The organism is Burkholderia sp. AU28863, assembly GCF_002223195.1.
Taxonomy (GTDB): domain Bacteria; phylum Pseudomonadota; class Gammaproteobacteria; order Burkholderiales; family Burkholderiaceae; genus Burkholderia; species Burkholderia sola.
In genome coordinates this window covers 789,111-813,441 of record NZ_NKFE01000003.1, presented here as the reverse complement: position 1 = coordinate 813,441, position 24,331 = coordinate 789,111, and the positions used below count along the sequence as shown (strand labels likewise).

Annotated in this window: 20 protein-coding genes; 3 read left to right on the top strand and 17 right to left on the bottom strand. The window is 65.6% G+C overall.

The genetic code is table 11. The annotated features are described in order from the left end of the window. Positions 1 to 314: 314 nt before the first annotated feature. Positions 315 to 749 (top strand): hypothetical protein, encoded by a 435-nt coding sequence (locus tag CFB81_RS06190; protein ID WP_069617199.1) that lies wholly within the window; start codon positions 315 to 317, stop codon positions 747 to 749. A 121-nt stretch (positions 750 to 870) separates the two neighbouring features. Here CFB81_RS06190 and ppx read toward each other — a convergent pair whose 3' ends face one another. Next, a complete protein-coding gene (gene ppx, locus CFB81_RS06185) occupies positions 871 to 2,385 on the bottom strand; it encodes an exopolyphosphatase (RefSeq protein WP_089434826.1) in 1,515 nt (504 codons plus the stop codon). A gap of 278 nt (positions 2,386 to 2,663) precedes the next feature. On the opposite strand from ppx, the gene ppk1 reads away from it, so the two are divergent. Further along, the gene (ppk1, locus tag CFB81_RS06180) at positions 2,664 to 4,727 is read left to right on the top strand and encodes a polyphosphate kinase 1 (protein ID WP_069617117.1); all 2,064 of its coding nucleotides are present in this window, start codon (positions 2,664 to 2,666) and stop codon (positions 4,725 to 4,727) included. 82 nt (positions 4,728 to 4,809) lie between these two features. Here the strand turns inward: ppk1 and phoR are convergent, their stop codons facing one another. The 11 genes from phoR to CFB81_RS06120 all read right to left on the bottom strand — a co-directional run bounded on the left by phoR (position 4,810) and on the right by CFB81_RS06120 (position 17,029). After that, on the bottom strand, positions 4,810 to 6,129 hold the full coding sequence (phoR, locus tag CFB81_RS06175) for a phosphate regulon sensor histidine kinase PhoR (protein WP_069617116.1): 1,320 nt from the start codon (positions 6,127 to 6,129) through the stop codon (positions 4,810 to 4,812). 57 nt (positions 6,130 to 6,186) lie between these two features. Next, entirely contained in the window at positions 6,187 to 6,888 is a 702-nt protein-coding gene (phoB, locus tag CFB81_RS06170; protein ID WP_006750313.1) for a phosphate regulon transcriptional regulator PhoB, read from the bottom strand. A 29-nt stretch (positions 6,889 to 6,917) separates the two neighbouring features. Then, a complete protein-coding gene (gene phoU / locus CFB81_RS06165; RefSeq protein ID WP_006476334.1) occupies positions 6,918 to 7,622 on the bottom strand; it encodes a phosphate signaling complex protein PhoU in 705 nt (234 codons plus the stop codon). An 18-nt stretch (positions 7,623 to 7,640) separates the two neighbouring features. Beyond that, positions 7,641 to 8,489, bottom strand: coding sequence for a phosphate ABC transporter ATP-binding protein PstB (pstB, locus tag CFB81_RS06160; RefSeq protein ID WP_050015221.1), 849 nt, complete (start codon positions 8,487 to 8,489; stop codon positions 7,641 to 7,643). Positions 8,490 to 8,504: 15 nt separating this feature from the next. Beyond that, positions 8,505 to 9,398: a phosphate ABC transporter permease PstA gene (gene pstA, locus CFB81_RS06155; RefSeq protein ID WP_069617115.1), complete on the bottom strand. Its 894-nt coding sequence runs from the start codon at positions 9,396 to 9,398 to the stop codon at positions 8,505 to 8,507. Then, positions 9,395 to 10,381, bottom strand: coding sequence for a phosphate ABC transporter permease PstC (pstC, locus tag CFB81_RS06150; protein ID WP_069617114.1), 987 nt, complete (start codon positions 10,379 to 10,381; stop codon positions 9,395 to 9,397). Before pstC ends, pstA begins: the two co-directional genes overlap by 4 nt. A gap of 94 nt (positions 10,382 to 10,475) precedes the next feature. Further along, positions 10,476 to 11,510, bottom strand: a complete 1,035-nt coding sequence (gene pstS, locus CFB81_RS06145; protein ID WP_069617113.1) for a phosphate ABC transporter substrate-binding protein PstS — start codon at positions 11,508 to 11,510, stop codon at positions 10,476 to 10,478. Between the two features lie 429 nt (positions 11,511 to 11,939). Continuing rightward, entirely contained in the window at positions 11,940 to 13,295 is a 1,356-nt protein-coding gene (gene glmM, locus CFB81_RS06135; protein ID WP_089434825.1) for a phosphoglucosamine mutase, read from the bottom strand. Positions 13,296 to 13,334: 39 nt separating this feature from the next. Beyond that, positions 13,335 to 14,276, bottom strand: coding sequence for a dihydropteroate synthase (folP, locus tag CFB81_RS06130; RefSeq protein WP_089434824.1), 942 nt, complete (start codon positions 14,274 to 14,276; stop codon positions 13,335 to 13,337). A 28-nt stretch (positions 14,277 to 14,304) separates the two neighbouring features. Then, positions 14,305 to 16,200, bottom strand: coding sequence for an ATP-dependent zinc metalloprotease FtsH (gene ftsH, locus CFB81_RS06125; protein ID WP_050015209.1), 1,896 nt, complete (start codon positions 16,198 to 16,200; stop codon positions 14,305 to 14,307). 166 nt (positions 16,201 to 16,366) lie between these two features. Continuing rightward, the gene (locus CFB81_RS06120; RefSeq protein ID WP_034206952.1) at positions 16,367 to 17,029 is read right to left on the bottom strand and encodes an RlmE family RNA methyltransferase; all 663 of its coding nucleotides are present in this window, start codon (positions 17,027 to 17,029) and stop codon (positions 16,367 to 16,369) included. A 193-nt stretch (positions 17,030 to 17,222) separates the two neighbouring features. Here CFB81_RS06120 and CFB81_RS06115 point away from each other — a divergent pair, with 193 nt between their 5' ends. Beyond that, positions 17,223 to 17,747, top strand: a complete 525-nt coding sequence (locus CFB81_RS06115; protein ID WP_069617110.1) for a YhbY family RNA-binding protein — start codon at positions 17,223 to 17,225, stop codon at positions 17,745 to 17,747. A gap of 69 nt (positions 17,748 to 17,816) precedes the next feature. Here CFB81_RS06115 and CFB81_RS06110 read toward each other — a convergent pair whose 3' ends face one another. The 5 genes from CFB81_RS06110 to carA all read right to left on the bottom strand — a co-directional run bounded on the left by CFB81_RS06110 (position 17,817) and on the right by carA (position 24,031). Further along, positions 17,817 to 18,275 carry a DUF4149 domain-containing protein gene (locus tag CFB81_RS06110; protein ID WP_089434823.1) on the bottom strand — a complete coding sequence of 153 codons (459 nt, stop codon included), beginning with the start codon at positions 18,273 to 18,275 and terminating at the stop codon, positions 17,817 to 17,819. A gap of 14 nt (positions 18,276 to 18,289) precedes the next feature. Beyond that, entirely contained in the window at positions 18,290 to 18,766 is a 477-nt protein-coding gene (gene greA / locus CFB81_RS06105; protein ID WP_006476345.1) for a transcription elongation factor GreA, read from the bottom strand. 118 nt (positions 18,767 to 18,884) lie between these two features. After that, entirely contained in the window at positions 18,885 to 22,139 is a 3,255-nt protein-coding gene (carB, locus tag CFB81_RS06100) for a carbamoyl-phosphate synthase large subunit (protein ID WP_089434822.1), read from the bottom strand. Between the two features lie 49 nt (positions 22,140 to 22,188). Beyond that, positions 22,189 to 22,848 (bottom strand): leucine efflux protein LeuE, encoded by a 660-nt coding sequence (gene leuE, locus CFB81_RS06095; protein WP_069617107.1) that lies wholly within the window; start codon positions 22,846 to 22,848, stop codon positions 22,189 to 22,191. 37 nt (positions 22,849 to 22,885) lie between these two features. Next, on the bottom strand, positions 22,886 to 24,031 hold the full coding sequence (gene carA / locus CFB81_RS06090; protein ID WP_069617106.1) for a glutamine-hydrolyzing carbamoyl-phosphate synthase small subunit: 1,146 nt from the start codon (positions 24,029 to 24,031) through the stop codon (positions 22,886 to 22,888). Between the last annotated feature and the right edge of the window lie 300 nt (positions 24,032 to 24,331).

The window sequence follows — 24,331 nt, the reverse complement described above, 5'->3', positions numbered from 1 at the left end:
TGTGGCATTGGCAGCACACAGATAGGACAGTTCAGCGCCGAAGCCAGGTGCGCCCACATCCGCTGGCGGGCATGCGCGAGACCAATCGAAGTGTGGGCCGAGCGCGCCGGCACGGAGTGAACACCGTAGCCCCTTTTTCAGTTTACTGGCGCTTTTTACCGCCCCTTGAATTGCTCACCCGTGTTCGGGGCCCGCAGCGGCACGGCCCGGGCACCGATCCCCCCGCGCATCGACGCGCCCGCGTCACCCGCCAAGCCCGCGCACGGAACTTGCTGGAACACGCGATAATACGTGTGAACAACCCGCATCCGCGCATGAAAAACAACATTCTCGAAACTGCTCTGTGTGCGTTGCTGCTCGTGCTCGCCACCGCCGGCGACGCGTCGGCGAAAGCGCTCGACGACGCGCTCGATTGCCATTCGACCGGCCACAAGTTCGTCGCGCCGCTGCTCGCGGCCGGCGACATCCAGTCGGAGCCGATGCACGTCGAATCAAATTCGGTCAATGCGTTCCGCACGAACCGCTCGCTGACGGCGTACGGCTTCGGCGTCTATGTCGTGCTCGGCTACCAGGCGAACGACCCGATCTTCCGTCCGGGCGACGGCAAGCCGATCGGTGACTGGGCTTACGGCGTCGTCGTGCGCGGCACGAAGAGCGCCGTCGAGGAAGCCGTGCGCAAGGCCGGCAGCGACGCGACCGTCAAGCAGGCGTTCCCGTTCCTGACCGCGATCGTCTGCTCGTCGGATTGAGCAGACCATCACCACCCGCGTTGCGCGGCCCGTGATTGCACGGGGCGACGCCTGAAAGGTGCCGCCCAAAGGCATATCTCCCCGGAGCCCGAAGCACCTTCCGGCGCCCGCTATCGCCCTGTCACGCGCCGGTATAAACCACGCGATAAGGGATACCGACCTTCTCCCACTCCGCTGCCTCCTGGCTGAGGCTGTAGTCGGTCAACGGGTTCTGCTCGACCCATGCGCTCGGCAGACGCACCTCGTACCCGCCCTTCTTCATCTGCGAAACGGAAATGTCGGGCAGCCCCGCATCGGTCCGGCGCCGGCACAGCAGCGCCGCGAGCCGCAGGCAGAACAGCAGCGGCCACTCGACCTCGCGCGCCTGCGACAGCTTGCCGAGCTTGCCCGCATGGCCGAGCACGAGCGCGGCGAGCCGCGCCTGGTCGGTACGCGAGAAACCCGGCATGTCCGCGTTGCTCGCGATATAGGCCGAATGCTTGTGATACGCGCTGTGCGAGATCGACAGGCCGATCTCGTGCAACGCGGCCGCCCAGCCGAGGAACATCCGTCCTTCCTCGCGCGCTTCCTCGTCGTCTTCCTCGAGCTCGTCGTAGAAACGCACCGCGAGCGCACCGATCCGCTCCGCCTGCGCACGATCCACGCCGTAGCGGCGCGTGAACCCCTCGACGGTCACCGCGCGCATGTCCTCGTGCTGCGTCCGGCCGAGCAGGTCGTACAGCACGCCGAGGCGCAGCGCGCCGTCGGTCGTATCGACGTAGTCGACCCCCAGCTCCTCGAACACCGCCAGCATGATCGCGAGGCCGCCCGCGAGCACGGGCACGCGGTCCGGCTTCAGCGCGATCAGCTTCAGCCGGTTGACGTTCTCCGCCTTGATCAGCGCACGCTTCAGGCGCTCGAGGCCGCCGCGCGAAATGCCGTGCGTGATGCCCGGATCGTTGAAGCCGTTCGCCTCGACGAGCTCCGCGAGCGCGCGCGCGGTGCCGGACGAACCGATCGCCTGGTCCCAGCCGGCCTTCTTGTATTCGCTCGAAATGATCTGGATCTCGCGCTTGGCCGCGAGCTCGGCCTGCCGCATCGTGTATTCGTCGACGTTGCCGGCCGGGAAGAAGGCGCGGCTATGGCTCACGCAGCCGATATAAAGGCTCTCCATCACGATCGGCGTGTAGTGCGAGCCGATGATGAATTCGGTCGAGCCACCGCCGATGTCGACGACGAGCCGCTTGCCGGCACTCGCCGGCACCGAGTGCGCGGCGCCCGCATAGATGAGGCGCGCCTCTTCGCGGCCCGCGATCACTTCGATCGGGAACCCGAGCGCGGCCTCGGCCTCGCCGAGAAATTCGGCGGCATTCTTCGCGACGCGCAGCGTGTTGGTCGCCACCGCACGCACATGATCGGGATGGAAATCGCGCAGGCGCTCGCCGAACCGCTTGAGCGCCTCCCAGCCACGCTCCTGCGACGCGCGATCGAGCATCTTGTCGCTCGACAGTCCCGCGGCCAGCCGAACCGGCTCGCGCAGCGCGTCGACGGGATAGATCTGGCTGCCCGCCGGCGTTTCCTCGACGCGCCCGACGATCAGCCGGAAGCTGTTCGAGCCGAGATCCACGGCAGCCAGCAAGTGGGGAGTTGTAACCATCAGAAGGGGCTCCGTGCGCGTTCTTCCGCGGCGGCCGTTCCGGCACCCGCGGGCGATCAATCAAAGGCGACATTTTAAGCGTGGAACGCTTGCCGTTGCCACGCTTCACGGGCATGCACACTGCTCCGTTCCATATAGCCAAAACATTTATGCGACGAAAGGGTTCGGGCGTAGAATTTCCCGATATAAAACCATGATTGTCATCAGCACGTCATCGTACCGTGAGAGTTTCCGAGCGTCCTTTCGAATCATCGCCTGAATTACCCCCTACTCTGCCGATGTCCGTCCGTTACCCGCTTCTCAATCGTGAACTCGGCATCCTCGGTTTCAACGAGCGCGTGCTGGCCCAGGCGGCCGATCCGCAAGTCCCGTTGCTCGAGCGCCTGCGCTTCATCTGCATTACCAGCAGCAACCTCGACGAATTCTTCGAAGTCCGGATGGCCGGCCTGCAGGAGCAGATCCGCGACAACCCCGGCGCGCTGACGCCCGACGGCATGTCGTTGCAGCACGCTTACGATCTCGTCGTCGAACGCGCGCAGCGGCTCGTGCATCGACAGTACACGATGCTGCACGAAACCGTGCTGCCGGCGCTCGAACAGGAAGGCATCTACTTCCACGCGAGCGACACGTGGAACGACGAGCAGCTCGAATGGGCGCGACGCTACTTCCTCGACGAACTGCTGCCCGTGCTGACGCCGATCGGCCTCGATCCGGCCCACCCGTTCCCGCGCGTACTGAACAAGAGCCTGAACTTCGTCGTCGAGCTCGAAGGCCGCGACGCATTCGGCCGCCAGGCCGTGATGGGCATCGTGCAGGCGCCGCGCGCGCTGCCGCGCGTCGTGCGCATGCCGCATGCGCTGTCGGGTTTCGAGCACGGCTTCGTGCTGCTGAGCTCGTTCATGCAGCGCTTCGTCGGCGAACTCTTTCCGCAACTCGTCGTGAAAAGCTGCAACCAGTTCCGCATCACGCGCAACAGCGAGCTGTTCGTCGACGAAGACGAAATCACGAACCTGCGTGTCGCGTTGCAGGGCGAACTGCCCGCGCGCCACCTCGGCAACGCGGTACGCCTCGAGGTGTCGGCCGACACGCCGCTGCACATCGTGCGACGCCTGCTCGAGGAAAGCGAACTCGGCGACAAGGACTGCTATCGCGTGGCCGGGTCCGTGAACCTCGTGCGCCTGATGCAGATTCCCGATCTCGTCGATCGCCCCGACCTGAAGTTCGCGCCGTTCACCGCGTCGACGCCGGCCGTCATCGCCAACGCGCCGACGATGTTCGACGCGATCGACGCCGGCGACATCCTGCTGCATCATCCGTACGAGAGCTTCCAGCCCGTGCTCGAACTGCTGCAGCAGGCCGCGAAAGATCCGAGCGTCGTCGCGATCAAGCAGACGATCTACCGCACCGGCACCGACTCGCCGCTGATGGACGCGCTGATGGAAGCCGCGCGCAACGGCAAGGAAGTGACCGTCGTCGTCGAGCTGCTCGCGCGCTTCGACGAGGAAACCAACATCAACTGGGCGTCGCAGCTCGAAGCCGTCGGCGCGCATGTCGTGTACGGCGTGGTCGGCCATAAGTGCCACGCGAAGATGATGCTGATCGTGCGGCGCGTCGTGCAGGCCGGCAAGGCGTCGCTGCGCCGCTACGTGCACCTCGGCACCGGCAACTACCATCCGCGCACGGCGCGCCTCTACACCGACTTCGGGCTGATGACGGCCGACCAGAAGATCTGCGAGGACGTCCATCACGTGTTCCAGCAACTGACCGGGATCGGCGGCGAACTGACATTGCACGAGCTGTGGCAGTCGCCGTTCACGCTGCATCCGCGCATCATCGATTCGATCCGCGCGGAGATCGACAATGCGCAGGCCGGCAAGCGCGCGCGCATCGTCGCGAAAATGAACGCGCTGCTGGAGCCGTCGGTGATCGCCGCGCTGTACGAAGCGTCGCAGGCAGGCGTCAAGGTCGACCTGATCGTGCGCGGCGTCTGCGCGCTGAAGCCCGGCGTGCCCGGCCTGTCGGAAAACATCACGGTGCGCTCGATCGTCGGCCGCTTCCTCGAACACCACCGCATCTACTACTTCCACGCGGGCGGCGCCGAGGACGTCTATCTGTCGAGCGCCGACTGGATGGACCGCAACCTGTTCCGCCGCGTCGAAGTCGCGTTCCCGATCCGCGAGCGCAAGCTCAAGCGGCGCGTGATCGCCGAAGGGCTGTCGGTGTGCCTCGGCGACAACCAGTCGGCATGGCAGATGCACAGCGACGGCCACTATCGCCGCCGCCGCACCGGCAAGACGATCCGCAACGCGCAGCTGGGGCTGCTCGCGAAGTTCTGCTCGTGAGCCGTCGGCGCGATACGCGCCGCTTCGCCATGAAAAAAGCAGCCCGCGGGCTGCTTTTTTTGACTGTCAAACCGCTACGCGATCATGCTTCGTAAGCGGCCGGCCGGATCGCGATGACCCGCGAGCCCGGGAACCGTGCGGTGAACGTACTGCCGCGCCCTTCCTCGCTCTGCACGTACAGATGCGCGTCGTGCCGCTGCAGCACGTGCTTGACGATCGCGAGCCCGAGGCCCGTGCCGCCGGTGTCGCGCGAACGGCTGCGATCGACACGGTAGAAGCGCTCGGTGAGCCGCGGCAGGTCGGCGGCCGGAATCCCGAAGCCGCTGTCCGTGACGGAGAACACGCCCTGCGCGCCCTCGCGCCGCCACGACACGACGATCTTGCCGCCGTCCGGCGTATAGCGGATCGCATTCGTGACGAGATTCGCGAACGCGCTGAACAACTCCGTCTGCGCGCCCGTGACGCCGAGCGTCTCGTCGATCGAGAACGCGATGTCGTGATGCCCGTTCGACAGCGTGTGCGCATCTTCCTTCAGATGGTCGAACACCGCACGCATGTCGATCGCGTGATCGACCGGCGGCTTGCTCTCGCCTTCCAGCTTCGCGAGCACCAGCAGGTCGGTCACGATGTGCCGCATCCGCGACGCCTGCTGCTCCATCATGTCGAGATAGCGCGCGCGGTCTTCCTCGTTCAGCGGCAGTTCGCGCATCGTCTCGAGGAAGCCCGACAGCACGGTGAGCGGCGTCTTCAGCTCGTGCGACACGTTCGCGACGAAGTCGCGCCGCATCGCGTCGGTACGCTCGAGCTCGGTGATGTCCTGCGTGAGCAGCAGCTTGCGGTTCTCGCCGTACGGAAACACCTGCACGGCCAGCACGTTCTGCCGCGAGTCGCCCATGCCGCGCATCAACAGCGTCTCGTCGTAATGCTGCGCATTCAGGTAGCGGACGAAATCGGGATGGCGCACCAGGTTCGTGATGTGCTGACGCAGGTCGCGCTTCGCGTCGAGGCCGAAATGGACTTCGGCGATCGCGTTGCACCACTCGATCTGGTCGTGATCGTCGAGCATCGCGACGCCGTTCGGCGAGGCCTGGATCGCCTGGATGAAGCGCGAATGCTGCTGCTCGACCTGCCGCACCTGCGCATGCCACTGCTTCGCGAGCTTGTGCAGCCGATAGTAGATCTCGCCCCAGATGCCCGGCGCGCTCGGCACTTCGCCGTAGACCGGCGCATCGAGCAGGCGCCACAGACGCTGCGTGTGGAAGGTACTGAAAAAGCCCTGCGCGACCAGCATCACGACCACGAACACGAGGCCCGCGGTCGGGCCGGCGAAGACGCCGACCAACACGCCGATCAGCACGAGCAGCACGAGCGACACCAGGAAGCGCGCCCAGATGATGTTCATGATTCAGCGTCCGAAAGAAGGAACGGCATGCCGCGGCACGCGGCGTGCCCGAATACGTTACGCGTGCTTGGCGAGGCGGTAGCCGCTGCCGCGCACGGTTTCGATCATCGCATCGCAGCCGGCCGGTTTCAAGGCCGCGCGCAATCGTTTGATGTGCACGTCGACGGTGCGCTCCTCGACGAACACGTGGTCGCCCCACACCTGGTCGAGCAACTGCGTGCGGCTGTGCACGCGCTCCGGATGGGTCATGAAGAAATGCAGCAGCCGGAACTCGGTCGGGCCGAGATCGAGCTTGATCTCGCTGCCGTCCCCGTGCGCGGCGACGCGATGCGTGGCCGGGTCGAGGCGCAGCCCGTTGATGGACACGACGTCCTCGGTCAGCTGCGGCGCGCGGCGGCGCAGCACGGCCTTGATGCGCGCCATCAGTTCCTTCGGCGAGAACGGCTTCGTCACGTAGTCGTCCGCGCCGATTTCGAGGCCGAGCACCTTGTCCTGCTCGTCGCCGCGGGCGGTGAGCATGATGATCGGAATGTGCTTGGTCCGTTCGTTGTTGCGCAGGTCGCGCGCGAACGCGATACCGGACTTGCCCGGCAGCATCCAGTCGAGCAGCACGAGATCGGGCAGCACGTCGCTGATCAGGTTCTGTGCCTGTTCGGCGTTGTACGCGCGGATCGGGCAGTGACCGGCGTGCTGGAGATTCACCGAGATCAGTTCGGAAATCGCGGGCTCATCTTCAACGACGAGAATGTTGCTGGGCATCGGCACCTCTGTTCTTCCTATGGAGTCGATTAACTGTTGGCTTCGCGATCGAGCGTGTCGCGCGGCTGGTGCCGCACGTCGGTGCCCTTCACGATGTAGATGATGAATTCGGCGATGTTCTTCGCGTGGTCGCCGATCCGTTCGATCGCCTTCGCGATGAACAGGTAGTCGAGGCCGACCGAGATCGTGCGCGGATCTTCCTGCATGTACGACACGAGCTTGCGCACGAACGCGCGGAATTCCATGTCGATTTCCTTGTCGTCCTTGACGATCTGCGCGGCGGCCACCGTGTCGAGGCGCGCGAACGCATCGAGCGCGCGGCGCAGGATCGTCACGGCCATCTCGCCCGACACCTTGATCTCGGCGATGTTGACCGCACGTGCGGCCGGCTCGTCGACCAGGCGGCGCACGCGCTTGGCGATCTTCTCGGCCTCGTCGCCGGCGCGCTCGAGGTTCGTAATCGTTTTCGAAATCGACATCAAAAGACGCAGGTCGCGCGCGGCAGGCTGCCTCCGCGCGATGATGTTGCCGCATTCCTGGTCGATGTCCACTTCCATCGCGTTCAGCGTTTCCTCGGCCGCGATCACCTTCTCGGCCGTATCGCGATCGAACTCGTTCAGCGCGCGCATCGCGCCGACGATCTGCGACTCCACGAGTCCGCCCATTTCCAGCACTTTCGACGACACGGCATTCAGGTCCGCGTCGAACTGGCTCGACAGATGTTTATCCGACATGGCTGTTGTTCTCCGTCATCAGCCGAAGCGGCCGGTGATGTAGTCTTCCGTTTCCTTGCGCACCGGCTTGATGAAGATCTTTTCGGTGTCGCCGAACTCGATCAGCTCGCCCAGGTACATGTAGGCCGTGTAATCCGAGCAGCGTGCGGCCTGCTGCATGTTGTGCGTGACGATCACGACCGTGTAGTCGCTCTTCAACTCCGCGATCAGCTCCTCGATGCGGCCCGTCGAGATCGGGTCGAGCGCCGAGCACGGTTCGTCCAGCAGCAGCACTTCCGGACGGATCGCGATGCCGCGCGCGATGCACAGACGCTGCTGCTGGCCGCCCGACAGCCCGTAGCCGCTCTGGCCCAGCTTGTCCTTCACTTCGTTCCACAGCGCGGCCTTCGTGAGCGCCCACTCGACGCGATCGTCCATTTCCGAGCGCGTGAGTTTTTCGAACATCTTCACGCCGAACGCGATGTTGTCGTAGATCGACATCGGGAACGGGGTCGGCTTCTGGAACACCATGCCGATTCGCGCGCGCAGCAGCGAGATGTCGCGCTTCGTCGTCAGCAGGTTCTCGCCGTCCATCAGGATTTCGCCTTCGGCGCGCTGCTCCGGATAGAGCGCGAACATCTTGTTGAACGTGCGCAGGAGCGTCGACTTGCCGCAGCCCGACGGGCCGATGAACGCCGTCACCTTCCCTTCGGGAATGCGCAGGTTGATGTTCTTCAGCGCGTGGAACTTGTTGTAGAAGAAGTTGAGGTTGTTGACCTCGATCTTCGCGTTCAGCGGCGCGAGCGGACGGCCGTGCGCCGCGTCTTGCGTGCCGGCGGGCGCAGCGGTGCGCTCGACGGGATTCAGGTGGCTTTCTGCCATATTCATCGGATTGCTCCGCCGTTACTTTTTCGAGAAGATCGAGCGCGCCAGGACGTTCAGTCCGAGCACCCCGAGCGTAATCAGGAACACGCCCGCCCACGCGAGCGACTGCCATTCCGCGAACGGGCTCATCGCGAACTTGTAGATCGTGACCGGCAGGTTCGCCATCGGCTGGCTCATGTCGACCGAGAAAAACTGGTTCGACAGCGCGGTGAACAGCAGCGGCGCCGTTTCGCCGGCGATCCGCGCGACCGCGAGCAGTACGCCCGTCACGATCCCGCCGACCGACGCGCGCAGCGTGATCTTCAGCACCATGCGCCACTTCGGCGTGCCGAGCGCGACGGCCGCTTCGCGCAGCGCGTTCGGCACCAGCTTCAGCATGTTCTCGGTCGTGCGGATCACGATCGGGATCTGCAGCAGCGCCAGCGCGATCACGCCGGCCCAACCGGAGAAGCGCCCCGACTTCGCGACGACGATCGCGTACACGAACAGGCCGATGACGATCGACGGCGCGGACAGCAGGATGTCGTTGATGAAGCGGATCGTGCTCGCCAGCAGGTTCTTCTGCCCGTATTCGGCGAGATAGACGCCCGCGAGGATGCCGATCGGCGTGCCGACCAGCGTGCCGAAGCCGCACAGCAGCAGGCTGCCGACGATCGCGTTCGCGAGACCGCCGCCTTCCGTGTTCGGCGCCGGCGTCGATTCGGTGAACAGTTGCAGCGACAGGCCGCCGACGCCGAGATGCACCGTCGTGTAGAGAATCCACACGAGCCACAGCAGGCCGAAGGCCATCGCGCCGAGCGACGCGGTGAGCGCGATCGCGTTGACGGCCTTGCGCTTGCGCTGCAGGCGGTTGCGCATCGCGTCGAGCGCGGCGCCGTCCGGCCCCGGGAAATTCATGATGGGCTCGCTCATTTCTTGCCCTCTCCCTTCTCGAGACGAAGCAGCAGCAGTTTGGAGATGGACAGCACGATGAACGTGATCACGAACAGGATCAGGCCGAGCTCCATCAGCGCGGACGTATGCAGGCCCGGCTGCGCTTCCGCGAATTCGTTCGCGAGCGCCGACGTGATGCTGTTGCCCGGCGCGAACAGCGACACGCTGTCGAGCAGGTTGGTGTTGCCGATCACGAAGGTCACGGCCATCGTTTCGCCGAGCGCGCGGCCGAGGCCGAGCATCACGCCGCCGATCACGCCGGTCTTCGTATAGGGCAGCACGACCTTCCACATCACTTCCCAGGTCGTGCAGCCGATGCCGTATGCCGATTCCTTCAGCAGCACCGGCGTCACCTCGAACACGTCGCGCATCACCGACGCGATGTACGGGATGATCATGATCGCGAGGATCACGCCGGCCGCGAGAATGCCGATGCCGATCGGCGCGCCGGACGTCAGCGGGCCGAGCACCCACACGTCCTTGAGCAGCCGGCCGATGGGTTTCTGGAAGTATTCGGCGAAGATCGGCGCGAACACGAGCAGCCCCCACATGCCGTACACGATCGACGGAATCGCGGCGAGCAGCTCGATCGCGATGCCGAGCGGACGGCGCAGCCACACGGGCGCCAATTCGGTGAGGAACAGTGCGATGCCGAAGCTGACCGGCACCGCGATGACGAGTGCGATCAGCGACGTCACGATCGTGCCGTAGATCGGCACGAGTGCGCCGTAGATGTCCGAGTTCGGATCCCACTCGGATTGCCACAGGAAGCCGATGCCGAACTTCTGGATGGTCGGCATCGACGCGATGATCAGGGAAACGATGATCCCGCCGAGCAGCAGCAGGGTCACGATCGCGGCGAGCCGCGCAAGGCCGCCGAACAGGACATCCCCGAGACGGCTCGGCGCGCGCTGCTGTGCACTGTCGGCCGATCGGGAGGACGGGTATGAAATATCAGACATGGGTGCCTGCTTTTGATCGCCGGACGCCGTAACGCCCGGCTTTACCGCACACACTGCCCGACCGGCACGGCCGGGCAGCGAACCGCTGGATGGCTTACTCGGCGGCGACCGGCTTGCCCGAAGCGTCCGTCACCTTCGTCTTCCACTGCTTGCGGATTTCCGTCTCGACCGTCGCCGGCAGCGAGATGTAGTCGAGGCTGTCGGCAGCCTTCTCGCCGTTCTTGAACGCCCAGCTGAAGAACTTCAGCGTTTCCGCGCCCTGCTCCGGCTTGTCCTGCTTTGCGTGCAGCAGCACGAACGTCGCGCCGACGACCGGCCACGCTTCCTTGCCCGGCTGGTTCGTCAGGATCTGGTAGAACGACTTCGACCAGTTCGCGCCTGCCGCTGCGGCCTTGAACGTTTCCGTCTTCGGCTCGACCACCGTGCCCGTCGAGTTCTTCAGCGCAGTGTAGGTCATGTTGTTCTTCTTCGCGTACGCCCACTCGACGTAGCCGATCGCGCCCGGCAGGCGCTGCACGAAGGCCGCGACGCCGTCGTTGCCCTTGCCGCCCGTGCCCGTCGGCCAGTTGACCGTCGTGCCTTCGCCGATCTTCGACTTCCACTCGTCGTTGACCTTCGACAGGTAGTTCGTCCAGATGAAGCTCGTGCCCGAGCCGTCGGCGCGGCGGACCACGGCGATGTCCGTATCCGGCAGCTTGACCTTCGGGTTCAGCGCGACGATCGCCGGGTCGTTCCACTTCTTGATCTTGCCGAGGTAGATGTCGCCGAGCACCGGGCCCGACAGCGTCAGTTCGCCGGCCTTCACGCCCGGCACGTTGACGACCGGCACCACGCCGCCGACCACCGTCGGAAACTGGAACAGGCCTTCCTTCGCGAGATCCTCATCCTTCAGCGGAGCGTCCGAACCAGCAAAATCGACCGTCTTCGCGATGATCTGCTTCAGGCCGCCCGACGAGCCGATGCCCTGGTAGTTGACCTTCGAACCGCCGGACTGCTGGTAGTCGGCAGCCCATTTCGTATAGATCGGCATCGCGAACGTGCTGCCTGCGCCCGTGATGTCGGCAGCGTGGGCGGCGACGGCGAAAAGCGCGCCAGCCAGGCCGGCAATCGCGGTTTGCATCAATTTCATGAGACCTCCAGTGTGTGAGCGGATGACTACGGCACCGCGAAGGTTAGGGGCTGCTCATGACGGTAATGTGACAATCGATGAAACTGGCGTGACAGTAACATGACTGGTTGAAAGGGAATATCGGGTGGCGCGAGAGCGCCGCCGGCGGCAAGAATTGCCTGGCTCGGACGGAGAGGATGAACGCCGGTTTTCGGCGGCGTGCGGGCGCATCGTAGCGCAGCGTCGGACGGACGGGAAGCCCGGTCCGGCCGGAGGTCCGATTCCGGGGTCGGATGCCGATTCGATTGGACGGATGCGTTTGCCGAAGCTTGCTTCTATTAGGTAACGCAAACCTTTGCGTCCGACAAAACGACGGCGCCCGAGGGCGCCGCACGCACATTCGTCGGAAGCCTGCGCGCGGGCGGGCGAACCGCCGCGCGCCGGCACGGATCAGGTCGTCGCCGCGCGCACCGCGTCGGCGATCGTCTCCGCATGGCGCACCGCATCGGCCGCCTGCTGCGCTTCGACCATCACGCGCAACACGGGCTCCGTGCCGGATGCGCGGATCAGCACGCGGCCGCTGCCGGCAAGCGCGGCTTCGGCGGCGTCGATCGCGGCGCGAATCGACGCGCTGCCCTTCCAGTCGGCGCCGGGCTTCATCCGCACGTTGATCAGCTTCTGCGGGAACAGCGTGACGCCGTCGAGCACCTGCGCGAGCGTGCGGCCGCTGCGCTTGAGCGCGGCCAGCACGAGCAGCGCCGACACGATGCCGTCGCCGGTCGAGTGCCGGTCGAGCGACAGGATGTGACCCGACCCTTCCGCGCCGAGCTGCCAGCCGTGCTCGCGCAACTGCTCGAGCACGTAGCGATCGCCGACCGCCGCACGGACGAACTTCACACCCTCGCGTTGCAGCGCGACTTCGACGGCGAGGTTCGTCATCAGCGTGCCGACCGCGCCTTCGACCTTGCCGTCGGTCGCGATCCGGTCCTTCACGAGCACGTAGAGCAGCTCGTCGCCGTTGTACAGGCGGCCGGTCGCGTCCACGACCTGCAGACGATCGGCGTCGCCGTCGAGCGCGATGCCGAGATCGGCATGGTTCGCCCGCACCGCGCGCACCAGCGCGTCCGGCGCGGTCGCGCCGACGCCGTCGTTGATGTTGAAGCCGTTCGGCGCGACGCCGATCGGAATGACGTCCGCGCCGAGCTCGTGGAACACGTGCGGCGCGATCTGGTACGCGGCGCCGTGCGCGCAATCGATCACGAGCTTCAGCCCGCGCAGGTCGAACGCGGCCGGGAACGTGCTCTTGCAGAACTCGATGTAGCGGCCGGCCGCGTCGTCGAGGCGGCGCGCCTTGCCGAGGCCGTCCGACGGCGCGCATTCGAGCGGCTTGTCGAGCCACGCTTCGATCGCGGCCTCGGTGTCGTCGGGCAGCTTGTTGCCGTCAGCCGAGAAAAACTTGATCCCGTTGTCGTGATACGGGTTGTGCGACGCGCTGATCACGACACCGGCCGACAGGCGCAGCGCACGCGTCAGATACGCGACGCCGGGCGTCGGCATCGGGCCGGCCAGCATCACGTCGACGCCGGCCGCCGAGAATCCGGCCTCGAGCGCGGCTTCGAGCATGTAGCCCGACACGCGCGTGTCCTTGCCGATCAGCACGGTCGGACGCGAGCCTGCCGCGACGTCGGCCGAGCCGGCCAGCACCTTGCCGGCCGCATAGCCAAGGCGCAATACGAAGTCCGGCGTGATGGGCGCCTCGCCCACCGTGCCGCGAATGCCGTCCGTGCCGAAATATCGACGTCCCATGGGGTCCTTCCTCCTTCGTCTTTCGTCTTTCTGACTTGCTTATCGTTGCCGCGCGGCTGCGCGCACGGCATTCCATACTTTCAGCGCATCGACCGTCGCCGCGACGTCGTGCACGCGCACGATCGCGGCGCCGCGCTCGACCGCGCACAACGCGGCCGCCACGCTCGCCGCGACGCGCTCCATCGGCGGCTTGCCGTCGATCACCGCGCCGAGCATCGACTTGCGCGACATGCCCGCGAGAATCGGGTAAGCGCGCCCGTCGGGCCGGGCGGGCGCCGTGTCCGGCAACGCGGCCAGCAGCGCATAGTTGTCGTCGACGACCGCCTTGCCGAACCCGAAGCCGGGATCGACGCAGATCCGCTCCGCCGCCACCCCCGCGTCGCGCAGCGCCTGCACGCGCGCAGCGAGGAAGTCGCGCACGTCGGTCACGACGTCGCCGTAGTCGGGCTCGCCGACCTGCATCGTCTGCGGCTCGCCGAGCATGTGCATCGCGCACAGGCCGCTATTGCCGTCGCGCACCGCGTCGATCGCGCCCGGCTGGCGGAACCCCCAGATGTCGTTGATCAGGTCCGCGCCAGCGGCCAGCGCCGCGCGCATCACGGCGGGCTTGTAGGTATCGATCGACAGCGGCACGTTCAGCGGCCGCAGCGCCTCGACGAGCGGAATCACGCGTGCGAGCTCCTCGTCGAGCGGTACCGGCGGCGCGCCGGGGCGCGTCGATTCGCCGCCGATGTCGATGAGGTCCACGCCCTCGGCAATCATCCGCTCGGCCTGGCGCAGCGCATCGTCGCGCGCGAGGAAGCGGCCGCCGTCGGAGAACGAATCGGGCGTGGCGTTGAGGATGCCCATCACGAGCGGGCGTTCGAACGTCAGTTCGAAGCGGCCACACCGGAGCGGCGCGGGAATGAATGGGGACACTGCGGAATCGGACACGAGCAACGGGCGTGGATGAATGCAAAACGGGCCGGTGTGAAGCCACACCAGCCCGTGAACGGTGCTAAAGCGGAGATTATGCCGCCGGCGTAGCCGGCGCCGGCGCGCTGCCGGGCTTGACCTCGGCGCTGCCGCCGCCCGACGAATCGCCGCCGACGGCCGGCGAGCTCTTCGGCGAGCGCGGCGGACGGCCTTCCATGATGTCGTTGATCTGATCGGCGTCGATCGTCTCCCACTCCATCAGCGCGGCCGTCATCGCCTCGACCTTGTCGCGGTTCTCCTCGAGCAGGCGACGCGCGAGGTTGTACTGATCGTCCAGCACGCGGCGGATTTCCGAGTCGACCTTCTGCTGCGTCGCTTCCGAGATCGTGCGCGTGAAACCGCGGCCGAACGGCGACGCATCGTTCTCGTCGTCGACGTACACCATCGGCCCGAGCGCGTCGGTCATGCCGAACCGCGCAACCATCGCACGCGCCGTCTGCGTGGCCTTGTTGAAGTCGTCCGACGCGCCGGTGCTGACGAGGTTCATGAACAACTCTTCGGCCACCCGGCCACCGAACAGGATCGCGAGGCGGTCCAGCAGGTAATCCTTCGAATACGTCTCGTTGTCATGCTCCGGCAGCTGCCACGTGACACCCAGCGCACGACCGCGCGGGATGATCGTGACCTTGTGCACGGGGTCGGCCTTCGGCAGCAGCTTCGCGATCACCGCGTGGCCCGACTCGTGATACGCGGTGGCGCGCTTCGCTTCCTCACGGATCACCGCCGACTTGCGCTCCGGACCCATGAAGATCTTGTCCTTCGCGTCCTCGAAATCCTGCATCTCGACGATGCGCTTGCCGCGACGGGCGGCGAACAGCGCAGCTTCGTTCACGAGGTTCGCGAGATCGGCGCCCGAGAAGCCCGGCGTACCGCGTGCGATGACCGCCGCGTCGACGTCGTTCGCGATCGGCACCTTGCGCAGGTGCACACGCATGATCTGCTCGCGGCCGCGGATGTCCGGCAGGCCGACATAGACCTGGCGGTCGAAACGGCCCGGACGCAGCAGCGCCTTGTCGAGCACGTCGGAACGGTTGGTCGCCGCGATCACGATCACGCCCGAGTTCGCCTCGAAGCCGTCCATCTCGACGAGCATCTGGTTCAGCGTCTGCTCGCGCTCGTCGTTGCCGCCGCCCATGCCGGCGCCGCGATGACGGCCGACCGCGTCGATTTCGTCGATGAACACGATGCACGGCGCATGCTTCTTCGCCTGCTCGAACATGTCGCGCACACGGGCCGCACCGACGCCGACGAACATTTCGACGAAGTCCGAACCCGAGATGCTGAAGAACGGCACCTTCGCTTCACCCGCGATCGCGCGGGCGAGCAGCGTCTTGCCGGTACCCGGCGGGCCGACCAGCAGCACGCCGCGCGGAATGCGGCCGCCCAGTTTCTGGAATTTCTGCGGATCGCGCAGGAAGTCGACGAGCTCGGACACTTCTTCCTTCGCTTCGTCGCAGCCCGCGACGTCGGAGAAGTTCACCGCGTTGTTGTTCTCGTCGATCAGCCGCGCACGCGATTTCCCGAACGAGAATGCGCCGCCTTTGCCGCCTCCCTGCATCTGCCTCATCATGTAGAACCAGAACACGATGATCAGGATCGTCGGCCCGAGGTAGTACAGCGCGGACATCAGCGCGTTCGGCTCGTCGTCGGCCTTGCCGCTGACCTGCACGCCGTACTTCATCAGATCGCCGACCATCCAGATGTCGCCGGGCGACACGATCTGGTATTTCTGGCCATCAGCCGGAGTGACGGTGAGGTTGCGCCCCTGAACGATGACGTTCTTGACCTTGCCGTTCTTGGCGTCGTCCATGAACTGCGAATAGGACACGCCTTCCTGGACGCGGGGCTTGTCGAACTGCTTGAACACCGTAAACAGCACCAGTGCGATCACCAGCCACACCGCTGCCTTCGAAAACATATTGTTGTTCAAAGCACCACTCCTTCACTCGTAGACGAGCGCCTACATTTTCCTTGCGGCGCCCCTCGGTCATTCTAATCCAGTCCGACCACCCCTGCCATAAGCATTGACAACCGCCGCGATAGCGCTTCGCTTGTCCGGCAAGGGCCGGAGCCCGTTTGCGGCATCGCGCTCCGCATCAGCGCGGATGCTTCAGCTGCCGACCCAAAATGAACGTTTCGGACGATTTGTCGCGGGATGCCTTGGGCTTGCGCGGCGCGACAACCTTAAACTGCTGTTTGAACTTCTCGACGATCTGGCTGTAGCCGCTGCCGTGAAAGCACTTCACGAGCAGCGCACCGTCCGGCTTCAGATGGTTCTGCGCGAATTCGAGCGCCAGATCGCAGAGATGCTCGATGCGCGCCGCGTCCGCCGAGGCCACGCCGGAGAGGTTGGGGGCCATGTCGGAAATAACAAGGTCCACCGCGCGGCCTTCGAGCACTTCTTCGAGCTGGTGGAGGACGTCGTCCTCGCGGAAGTCGCCTTGCAGGAAGTGGACGTCGGCGATCGGCTCCATCGGGAGGATGTCCAGCGCAACGATCGTGCCGTCGATGCCGCCTTCGCGCGCCGCGTCGCGCTTCTTGCCCTGCGCGAGCTTGTTGCGGGCATACTGGCTCCAGCTGCCCGGCGTGGCGCCGAGATCGACGATCACCTGGCCCGGACGGATCAGCTTGTCCTGCTCGTCGATTTCCTTCAGCTTGTACGCGGCGCGCGCGCGATAGCCCTCCCGCTGCGCCATTTTGACGTACGGGTCGTTGATGTGGTCGTGCAGCCAGTGCTGGTTGAAGCGGTTTTTTGCCATTCGAGAGAGAGATTGCTGCCCATTGCTTCGTGAAGCCGCGCTTTTAGCGGATAATACGCGTCTTCTTCGCGCGGCTGCGGCCCCTTTTCAGGCCCAAGCCGCGATTTTACGTGGTTTCGGCGCACGGCTGACGCGGTAACGTCCCGCGATCGCTTTTCAGTCAGCGCGCCCTTATTTAGATTTCGACATTTCCATGCCCGCCCTTTCGCTTTCTCCCGCCGAGCGCTCCGCGCTGCGCTCCCAGGCCCATGCGCTCAAGCCCGTCGTGCTGATCGGCGCCGAAGGGCTGACCGACGCCGTGCTGAAGGAAATCAAGGTGCACCTCGACGCGCACCAGTTGATCAAGATCCGCGTGTTCGGCGACGAACGCGACGAACGCATCGCAATCTATGACGAGATCTGCGACCGCCTGAACGCGGCCCCCATTCAGCATATCGGCAAGCTGCTGGTGATCTGGAGGCCCGAGGCCGTAGCGGCCCCGACCCGCGGCCGTCGTGCCGGCGCGCTGCCGAGCGCGGCCGAAGCCGTCGACGACAAGAAAGGCCGTGCACCGCGCACCGTCAAGGTCGTCAAGGTATCGCCGAACGCGAGCCCCGTACGCCGCCCGAGGCCGGTCAAGGTCACGGTGCGCGGCAACGAACGCGTGACGGCAGGCGGCACCGTGAAGCGCGCGAAAAAGCGTCAGGCCAGCACGAAGCGGCCGTTCCAGGACAAGTAAGGCGCCCGTGCGGCACGGATGCCCGTGCCGCCCTGCCTCGTCGTTGCGCAACGCGCGACGGCGCGGCGCTCAGGCGTCGCGCGCCGGCAGACGCCAGATCAGCATCAGCCCCAGCACGCTCTCGACGAGATAGAACACGCTCGACACGCCGTGCAGCATCCCGAAGCGGCTCGCATACGGCGAATTCGCGATATCGGTGCCCGCCTCCATCGCGGCCACCCGCAGCGCGTTCATGAACGGCTGCAGCGCGAAATACCCGACCAGCACGCACACGACCATCGCCGCGACGATCCAGCGCGCGCGGCGATATTCGGTGCTGCCGCGCCGCACCTGCTGATTCGACAACGCGAGCAGCAGCACGCCGCACACGACGCCGAGGATCGCCTCGATGCGGAACAGCTGGGCGGCGACCGAACCGGCCGTCATCCGCTCCAGCGTCTTGAACAGGACGGGCGCGACCGCATACCCGATCGTCAGCAGGCTGCCGACCCACACGGCCGACAGCAGACGGAACACGCGATGCGGCATCACGTCGCCCCGTTTCAGATGTAGCTGACCGAGATGATTTCGTACTCGCGCACGCCGCTCGGCGCCTGCACGGCCGCGACGTCGCCTTCGGACTTGCCGATCAGCGCGCGCGCGATCGGCGAGCTGACCGAGATCAGGCCGTGATCGATATCGGCTTCGTCGTCGCCGACGATCTGGTACTTGACGGTGTCGCCCGACTCGAGATCCTCGAGTTCGACCGTCGCGGCGAACACGACGCGGCCGTCGGCGTCGAGCACCGTGGGATCGATGATTTGCGCGGCGGACAGCTTGGATTCGAGTTCCGCGATGCGGCCCTCGATAAAGCCCTGTTTTTCCTTCGCGGCGTCGTATTCGGCGTTTTCGGAAAGATCGCCCTGTGCGCGGGCCTCCGCGATCGCGTTGATCACGGCCGGCCGCTCGACGGACTTGAGGCGCTGCAATTCATCGCGCAGTTGCTCCGCGCCACGCTTTGTCAACGGAATGGTGCTCATAAACGGCTCAATCGCTAAAAACGGCTATAAAAAAAATCACCGCGATTAAGCGCGCTTCCGATGCACTGGAAACACCGCCTAATCGCGGCACGTGTTGCTTCGACAGGTAACTGACTGCTTAGTTTAGGCGAGCGTGAAGACCTTGTAAATCATAGACTTCCAGATCCTTCAGGTAGCGCAAGCCTTCGACGGCCGCGCGCGCGCCCGACATCGTCGTGTAGTACGTGACCTTGTGCGCCTGCGCGCTCATGCGGATCGAACGCGAATCGGCGATCGCCTGGCGCGTCTCGTCGACCGTCGTGAACACGAGGGCGATCTCGCCGTTCTTGATCATGTCGACGATGTGCGGACGACCGTCCTTCACCTTGTTCACGACCTTCACCGGCACGCCGGCCGCTTCGATCGCGGCGGCCGTGCCCTTGGTCGCGACGATCGGGTAGCCGAGATCGTGCAGCATGCGCGCGACTTCGACGGCCTTCGGCTTGTCCGCGTCCATCACGGTCAGCAGCACCGTGCCCGACTCCGGCAGGCGCGAACCGGCCGCGAGCTGCGACTTGAACAGCGCTTCGCCGAACGTCTGGCCGACGCCCATCACTTCGCCGGTCGAGCGCATTTCCGGCCCGAGGACCGGATCGACGGTCGGGAACTTCACGAACGGGAACACCGCTTCCTTCACGCTGAAGTACGGCGGCTCGACTTCCTTCGTCACGCCCTGCTGCGCGAGCTTCTGGCCGACCATCGCGCGCGCCGCGATCTTCGCGAGCGGCAGGCTGGTCGCCTTCGACACGTACGGCACCGTGCGCGATGCGCGCGGGTTCACTTCGAGCACGTAGATGATGTCCTGCTTCGAACCGTCCGCCTGCGGCACCTGCTGGATCGCGAACTGCACGTTCATCAGGCCGACCACGTTCAGCGCCTTCGCCATCGCGCCCGTCTGGCGCTTCAGTTCGGCCACGGTCTCCTTCGACAGCGAGTACGGCGGCAGCGAGCATGCCGAGTCGCCCGAGTGGACGCCCGCCTGCTCGATGTGCTCCATCACGCCGCCGATGAACACGGCTTCGCCGTCGCAGATGCAGTCGACGTCGCACTCGATCGCGTCGTTCAGGAAGCGGTCGAGCAGCACCGGCGAATCGTTCGACACCTTCACGGCCTCGCGCATGTAGCGCTCGAGGTCGCGAGGCTCGTGGACGATCTCCATTGCGCGGCCGCCGAGCACGTACGACGGACGCACGACCAGCGGATAGCCGATTTCGTCGGCCAGCGCGAGCGCTTCGTCTTCGGCGCGTGCGGTGCGGTTCGGCGGCTGGCGCAGGCCGAGGTCCTGCAGCAGCTTCTGGAAGCGTTCGCGGTCTTCGGCCGCGTCGATCATGTCCGGCGACGTGCCGACGATCGGCACGCCGTGCGCCTCGAGGTCGAGCGCGAGCTTCAGCGGCGTCTGGCCGCCGTACTGGACGATCACGCCGACCGGCTTTTCCTTGTCGACGATCTCGAGCACGTCTTCGAGCGTCAGCGGCTCGAAGTACAGGCGGTCGGACGTGTCGTAGTCGGTCGACACCGTCTCCGGGTTGCAGTTGACCATGATCGTTTCATAGCCGTCCTCGCGCATCGCGAGCGCCGCGTGCACGCAGCAGTAGTCGAACTCGATGCCCTGGCCGATCCGGTTCGGGCCGCCGCCCAGCACCATGATCTTCTTGTTCGTGGTCGGCTGCGCCTCGCACTCTTCCTCGTAGGTCGAGTACATGTACGCCGTTTTCGTCGCGAACTCGGCCGCGCACGTGTCCACGCGCTTGTAGACCGGGCGCACGTTCAGCTCGACGCGACGCTTGCGGACGTCTTCCGGCGTCGCGCCGAGCAGCTTCGCGAGGCGGCGGTCGGAGAAGCCGCTCTGCTTCAGGTAGCGCAGCTCGTCGAACGTCAGCGACGCGAGCGTGCGACCCGACAGCGCCTTTTCCTTCAGGATGATCTGCTCGATCTGCTCGAGGAACCACGGGTCGATCGCGGTTTCCGCGAAGATTTCCTCGGCCGTCATGCCGATGCGGAACGCATCGCCGACGTACCAGATGCGGTCCGGGCCCGGCTCGTGGATCTCGATCGCGATCTCGTCGCGGTTGGTCGACTTCTCGTCGAGGCCGTCGACACCGACTTCGAGGCCGCGCAGCGCCTTCTGGAACGATTCCTGGAACGTGCGGCCGATCGCCATCACTTCACCGACCGACTTCATCTGCGTGGTCAGGCGCGAATCGGCTTCGCGGAACTTCTCGAACGCGAAACGCGGGATCTTCGTGACGACATAGTCGATCGTCGGCTCGAACGACGCCGGCGTCTGGCCGCCGGTGATTTCGTTCTTCAGCTCGTCGAGCGTGTAGCCGACAGCCAGCTTCGCGGCAACCTTCGCGATCGGGAAGCCGGTGGCCTTCGACGCGAGCGCCGACGAACGCGACACGCGCGGGTTCATCTCGATGACGACCATGCGGCCGTCCTTCGGGTTGATCGAGAACTGCACGTTCGAGCCGCCCGTGTCGACGCCGATCTCGCGCAGCACCGCGAGCGACGCGTTACGCAGGATCTGGTATTCCTTGTCGGTGAGCGTCTGCGCCGGCGCGACCGTGATCGAGTCGCCGGTGTGCACGCCCATCGGGTCGAGGTTTTCGATCGAGCAGACGATGATGCAGTTGTCGGCGCGGTCGCGCACGACTTCCATCTCGTATTCCTTCCAGCCGAGCAGCGACTCTTCGATCAGCAGCTCGCGCGTGGGCGACAGGTCGAGACCGCGCTTGCAGATTTCCTCGAACTCTTCGCGGTTGTATGCGATGCCGCCACCCGAGCCGCCGAGCGTGAACGACGGACGGATCACGACCGGGTAGCCGCTGCCACCCGTCTCCGCCATGATCTGCGCGTGCACCTGGGTCGCTTCTTCCATCGAATGCGCGATGCCCGACTTCGCGGAGCCGAGACCGATCTTGGTCATCGCTTCCTTGAACTTCTGGCGGTCTTCGGCCTTGTCGATCGCTTCCGGCGATGCGCCGATCAGCTCGACGCCGAACTTCTCGAGCACGCCGTGGTGGTGCAGGTCGAGCGCGCAGTTCAGCGCGGTCTGGCCGCCCATCGTCGGCAGGATCGCGTCCGGGCGCTCCTTCTCGATGATGCGCGCGACGACTTCCCACGTGATCGGCTCGATGTAGGTCACGTCGGCCGTGTTCGGGTCGGTCATGATCGTCGCCGGGTTGCTGTTGACGAGAACGACCTTGTAGCCCTCCTCACGCAACGCCTTGCAAGCCTGCGCGCCCGAATAGTCGAACTCGCACGCCTGGCCGATGATGATCGGGCCGGCGCCGATGATGAGGATGCTCTTGATGTCTGTGCGTTTTGGCATGGCTTGTGAATTCAATAAGTAATCGTTGTCGTGGGTCGGCCGGCGGCGCTCAGCTCATGGTCGCGAGCGCCAGCTTCACCGAGAAACCGATGAACAGGCCGCCCACGCTGCTCGCCGCGCCTGCCGCGAGCTTGCGGCGGCGGCGGAAGTGCTCGGCGAGCCGCGCGCCCGCGAAGATCAGCGTGCTCAGGTACAGGACGCTCGCGCATTGCGCGATCGCCCCGAGCACGACGAACGACAGCGCGGGATGCGGGAATGCCGGGTCGACGAACTGGATGAAGAACGAGATGAAGAACAGGATGGCCTTCGGATTCAGCAGGCTCACGATCAGCGCTTTCCGGAACGGACGTTCGCCGTCGACCGCCTGCCGGGCCTCGACCGGCGCATCGCCGCGCGCGCGCAGCTTGCTCCACGCGCTGCGCAGCATCCCGGTGCCGATGTACAGCAGGTATGCGGCGCCGCCGTACTTGACGACGGAGAACAGCAGCGGGTTCGCCTTCAGCAGCGACGCGACGCCCGCGGCCGACAGCACCATCAGCACGGTATCGCCGACGAACACGCCGCAGGCCGCGCGATAGCCGGCCTTCACGCCGCGCTGCGCGGCGAGCGACAGCACGTACATCGAGTTCGGCCCCGGCAGCAGGATGATAAAGATCACGCCGAACACGTAGGTCCAGATATCCGTGATGCCGAGTGCGTGGCCGAACATGATGTGAATCTCCCGTTCTTCGGTTGCGTCGATGACGTTAGGCGGTGCGCTGCTTCGCCGCGTCCATCAGCGCGGTGAAACGGTCGAACAGGTAGCCGATGTCGTGCGGGCCGGGCGATGCTTCCGGGTGGCCCTGGAAGCAGAACGCCGGCTTGTCGGTCAGCTCGAAGCCCTGCAGCGTGCCGTCGAACAGCGACACGTGCGTCACGCGCGCGTTGGCCGGCAGCGAATCGGCGTCGACCGCGAAGCCGTGGTTCTGCGACGTGATCACGACACGGCCGTCGCCGAGATCCTTCACCGGATGGTTCGCACCGTGGTGGCCCGTCTTCATCTTCAGCGTCTTCGCGCCGACCGCGAGGCCCATGATCTGGTGGCCGAGGCAGATGCCGAAGGTCGGCACGCCGCGCTCGATGAATTCCTTGGTGGCCGCGATCGCGTAATCGCACGGCTCCGGATCGCCGGGGCCGTTCGACAGGAAGACGCCGTCCGGATTCAGCGCGAGCGCATCGGCCGCGCTGGCCTGGGCGGGCAGCACCGTCACGTGGCAGCCGCGCTCCGCGAGCATGCGCAGGATGTTGTACTTGACGCCGAAGTCGTACGCGACGACGCGGTACTTCGGCGCTTCCTGCATGCCGTAGCCGCCTTCGAGACGCCATTCCGTCTGCTTCCACTCGAACGGCTTCGTGGTCGACACGACCTTCGCGAGATCCATGCCGGCCAAGCCCTCGAACGAGCGCGCGAGTTCGATCGCCTTCGCTTCGTCGTCGGAGCCCGTCAGGATGCAGCCGCTCTGCGCGCCCTTGTCGCGCAGGATGCGGGTCAGCTTGCGGGTGTCGATGCCGGCGATCGCGACGACGCCTTCGTCGCGCAGGTAGTCGCCGAGCGTGCGGTCCATGCGGAAGTTCGACGCGAGCGTCGGCAGATCGCGGATGATCAGGCCGGCGGCATGGACTTTCGTGGCTTCGACGTCTTCGGCGTTGACGCCGACGTTGCCGATATGCGGATAGGTGAGCGTGACGATCTGGCGCGAGTAGCTCGGATCAGTCAGGATTTCCTGATAGCCGGTGATCGCGGTATTGAACACGACTTCGCCGATCGTATGGCCTTCGGCCCCGATCGAATAACCACGAAAGACCGTGCCGTCGGCGAGTGCAAGCAAGGCGGGAGAAAAAGACGGCAACACGGGAGGCTCCTTGGGGAACACCCTGCTGCCGACCTGTTTACCCTGCCGCGCAAGCGCCGCGCTGCGTGGGCGCGCGCGGTCGCTAGCTGGACGCGGCCTGCGTTGTCGAGACGCGAACCCGGCGCGTGGCGCACGAGGCTTCGCGGCATCGCCCGGCAGGCGGCGTGCGGCGGATGAACGGGATGAATGAGGTAGGCGCTAGGGTGCGAGGTTGATCAGCACAAACTTTCAAATTATAGCCTGAAAATGGGCCTATCTTCAATGGATATGGCCGTCCGATCGTGTGCGCGCCGCATTCGG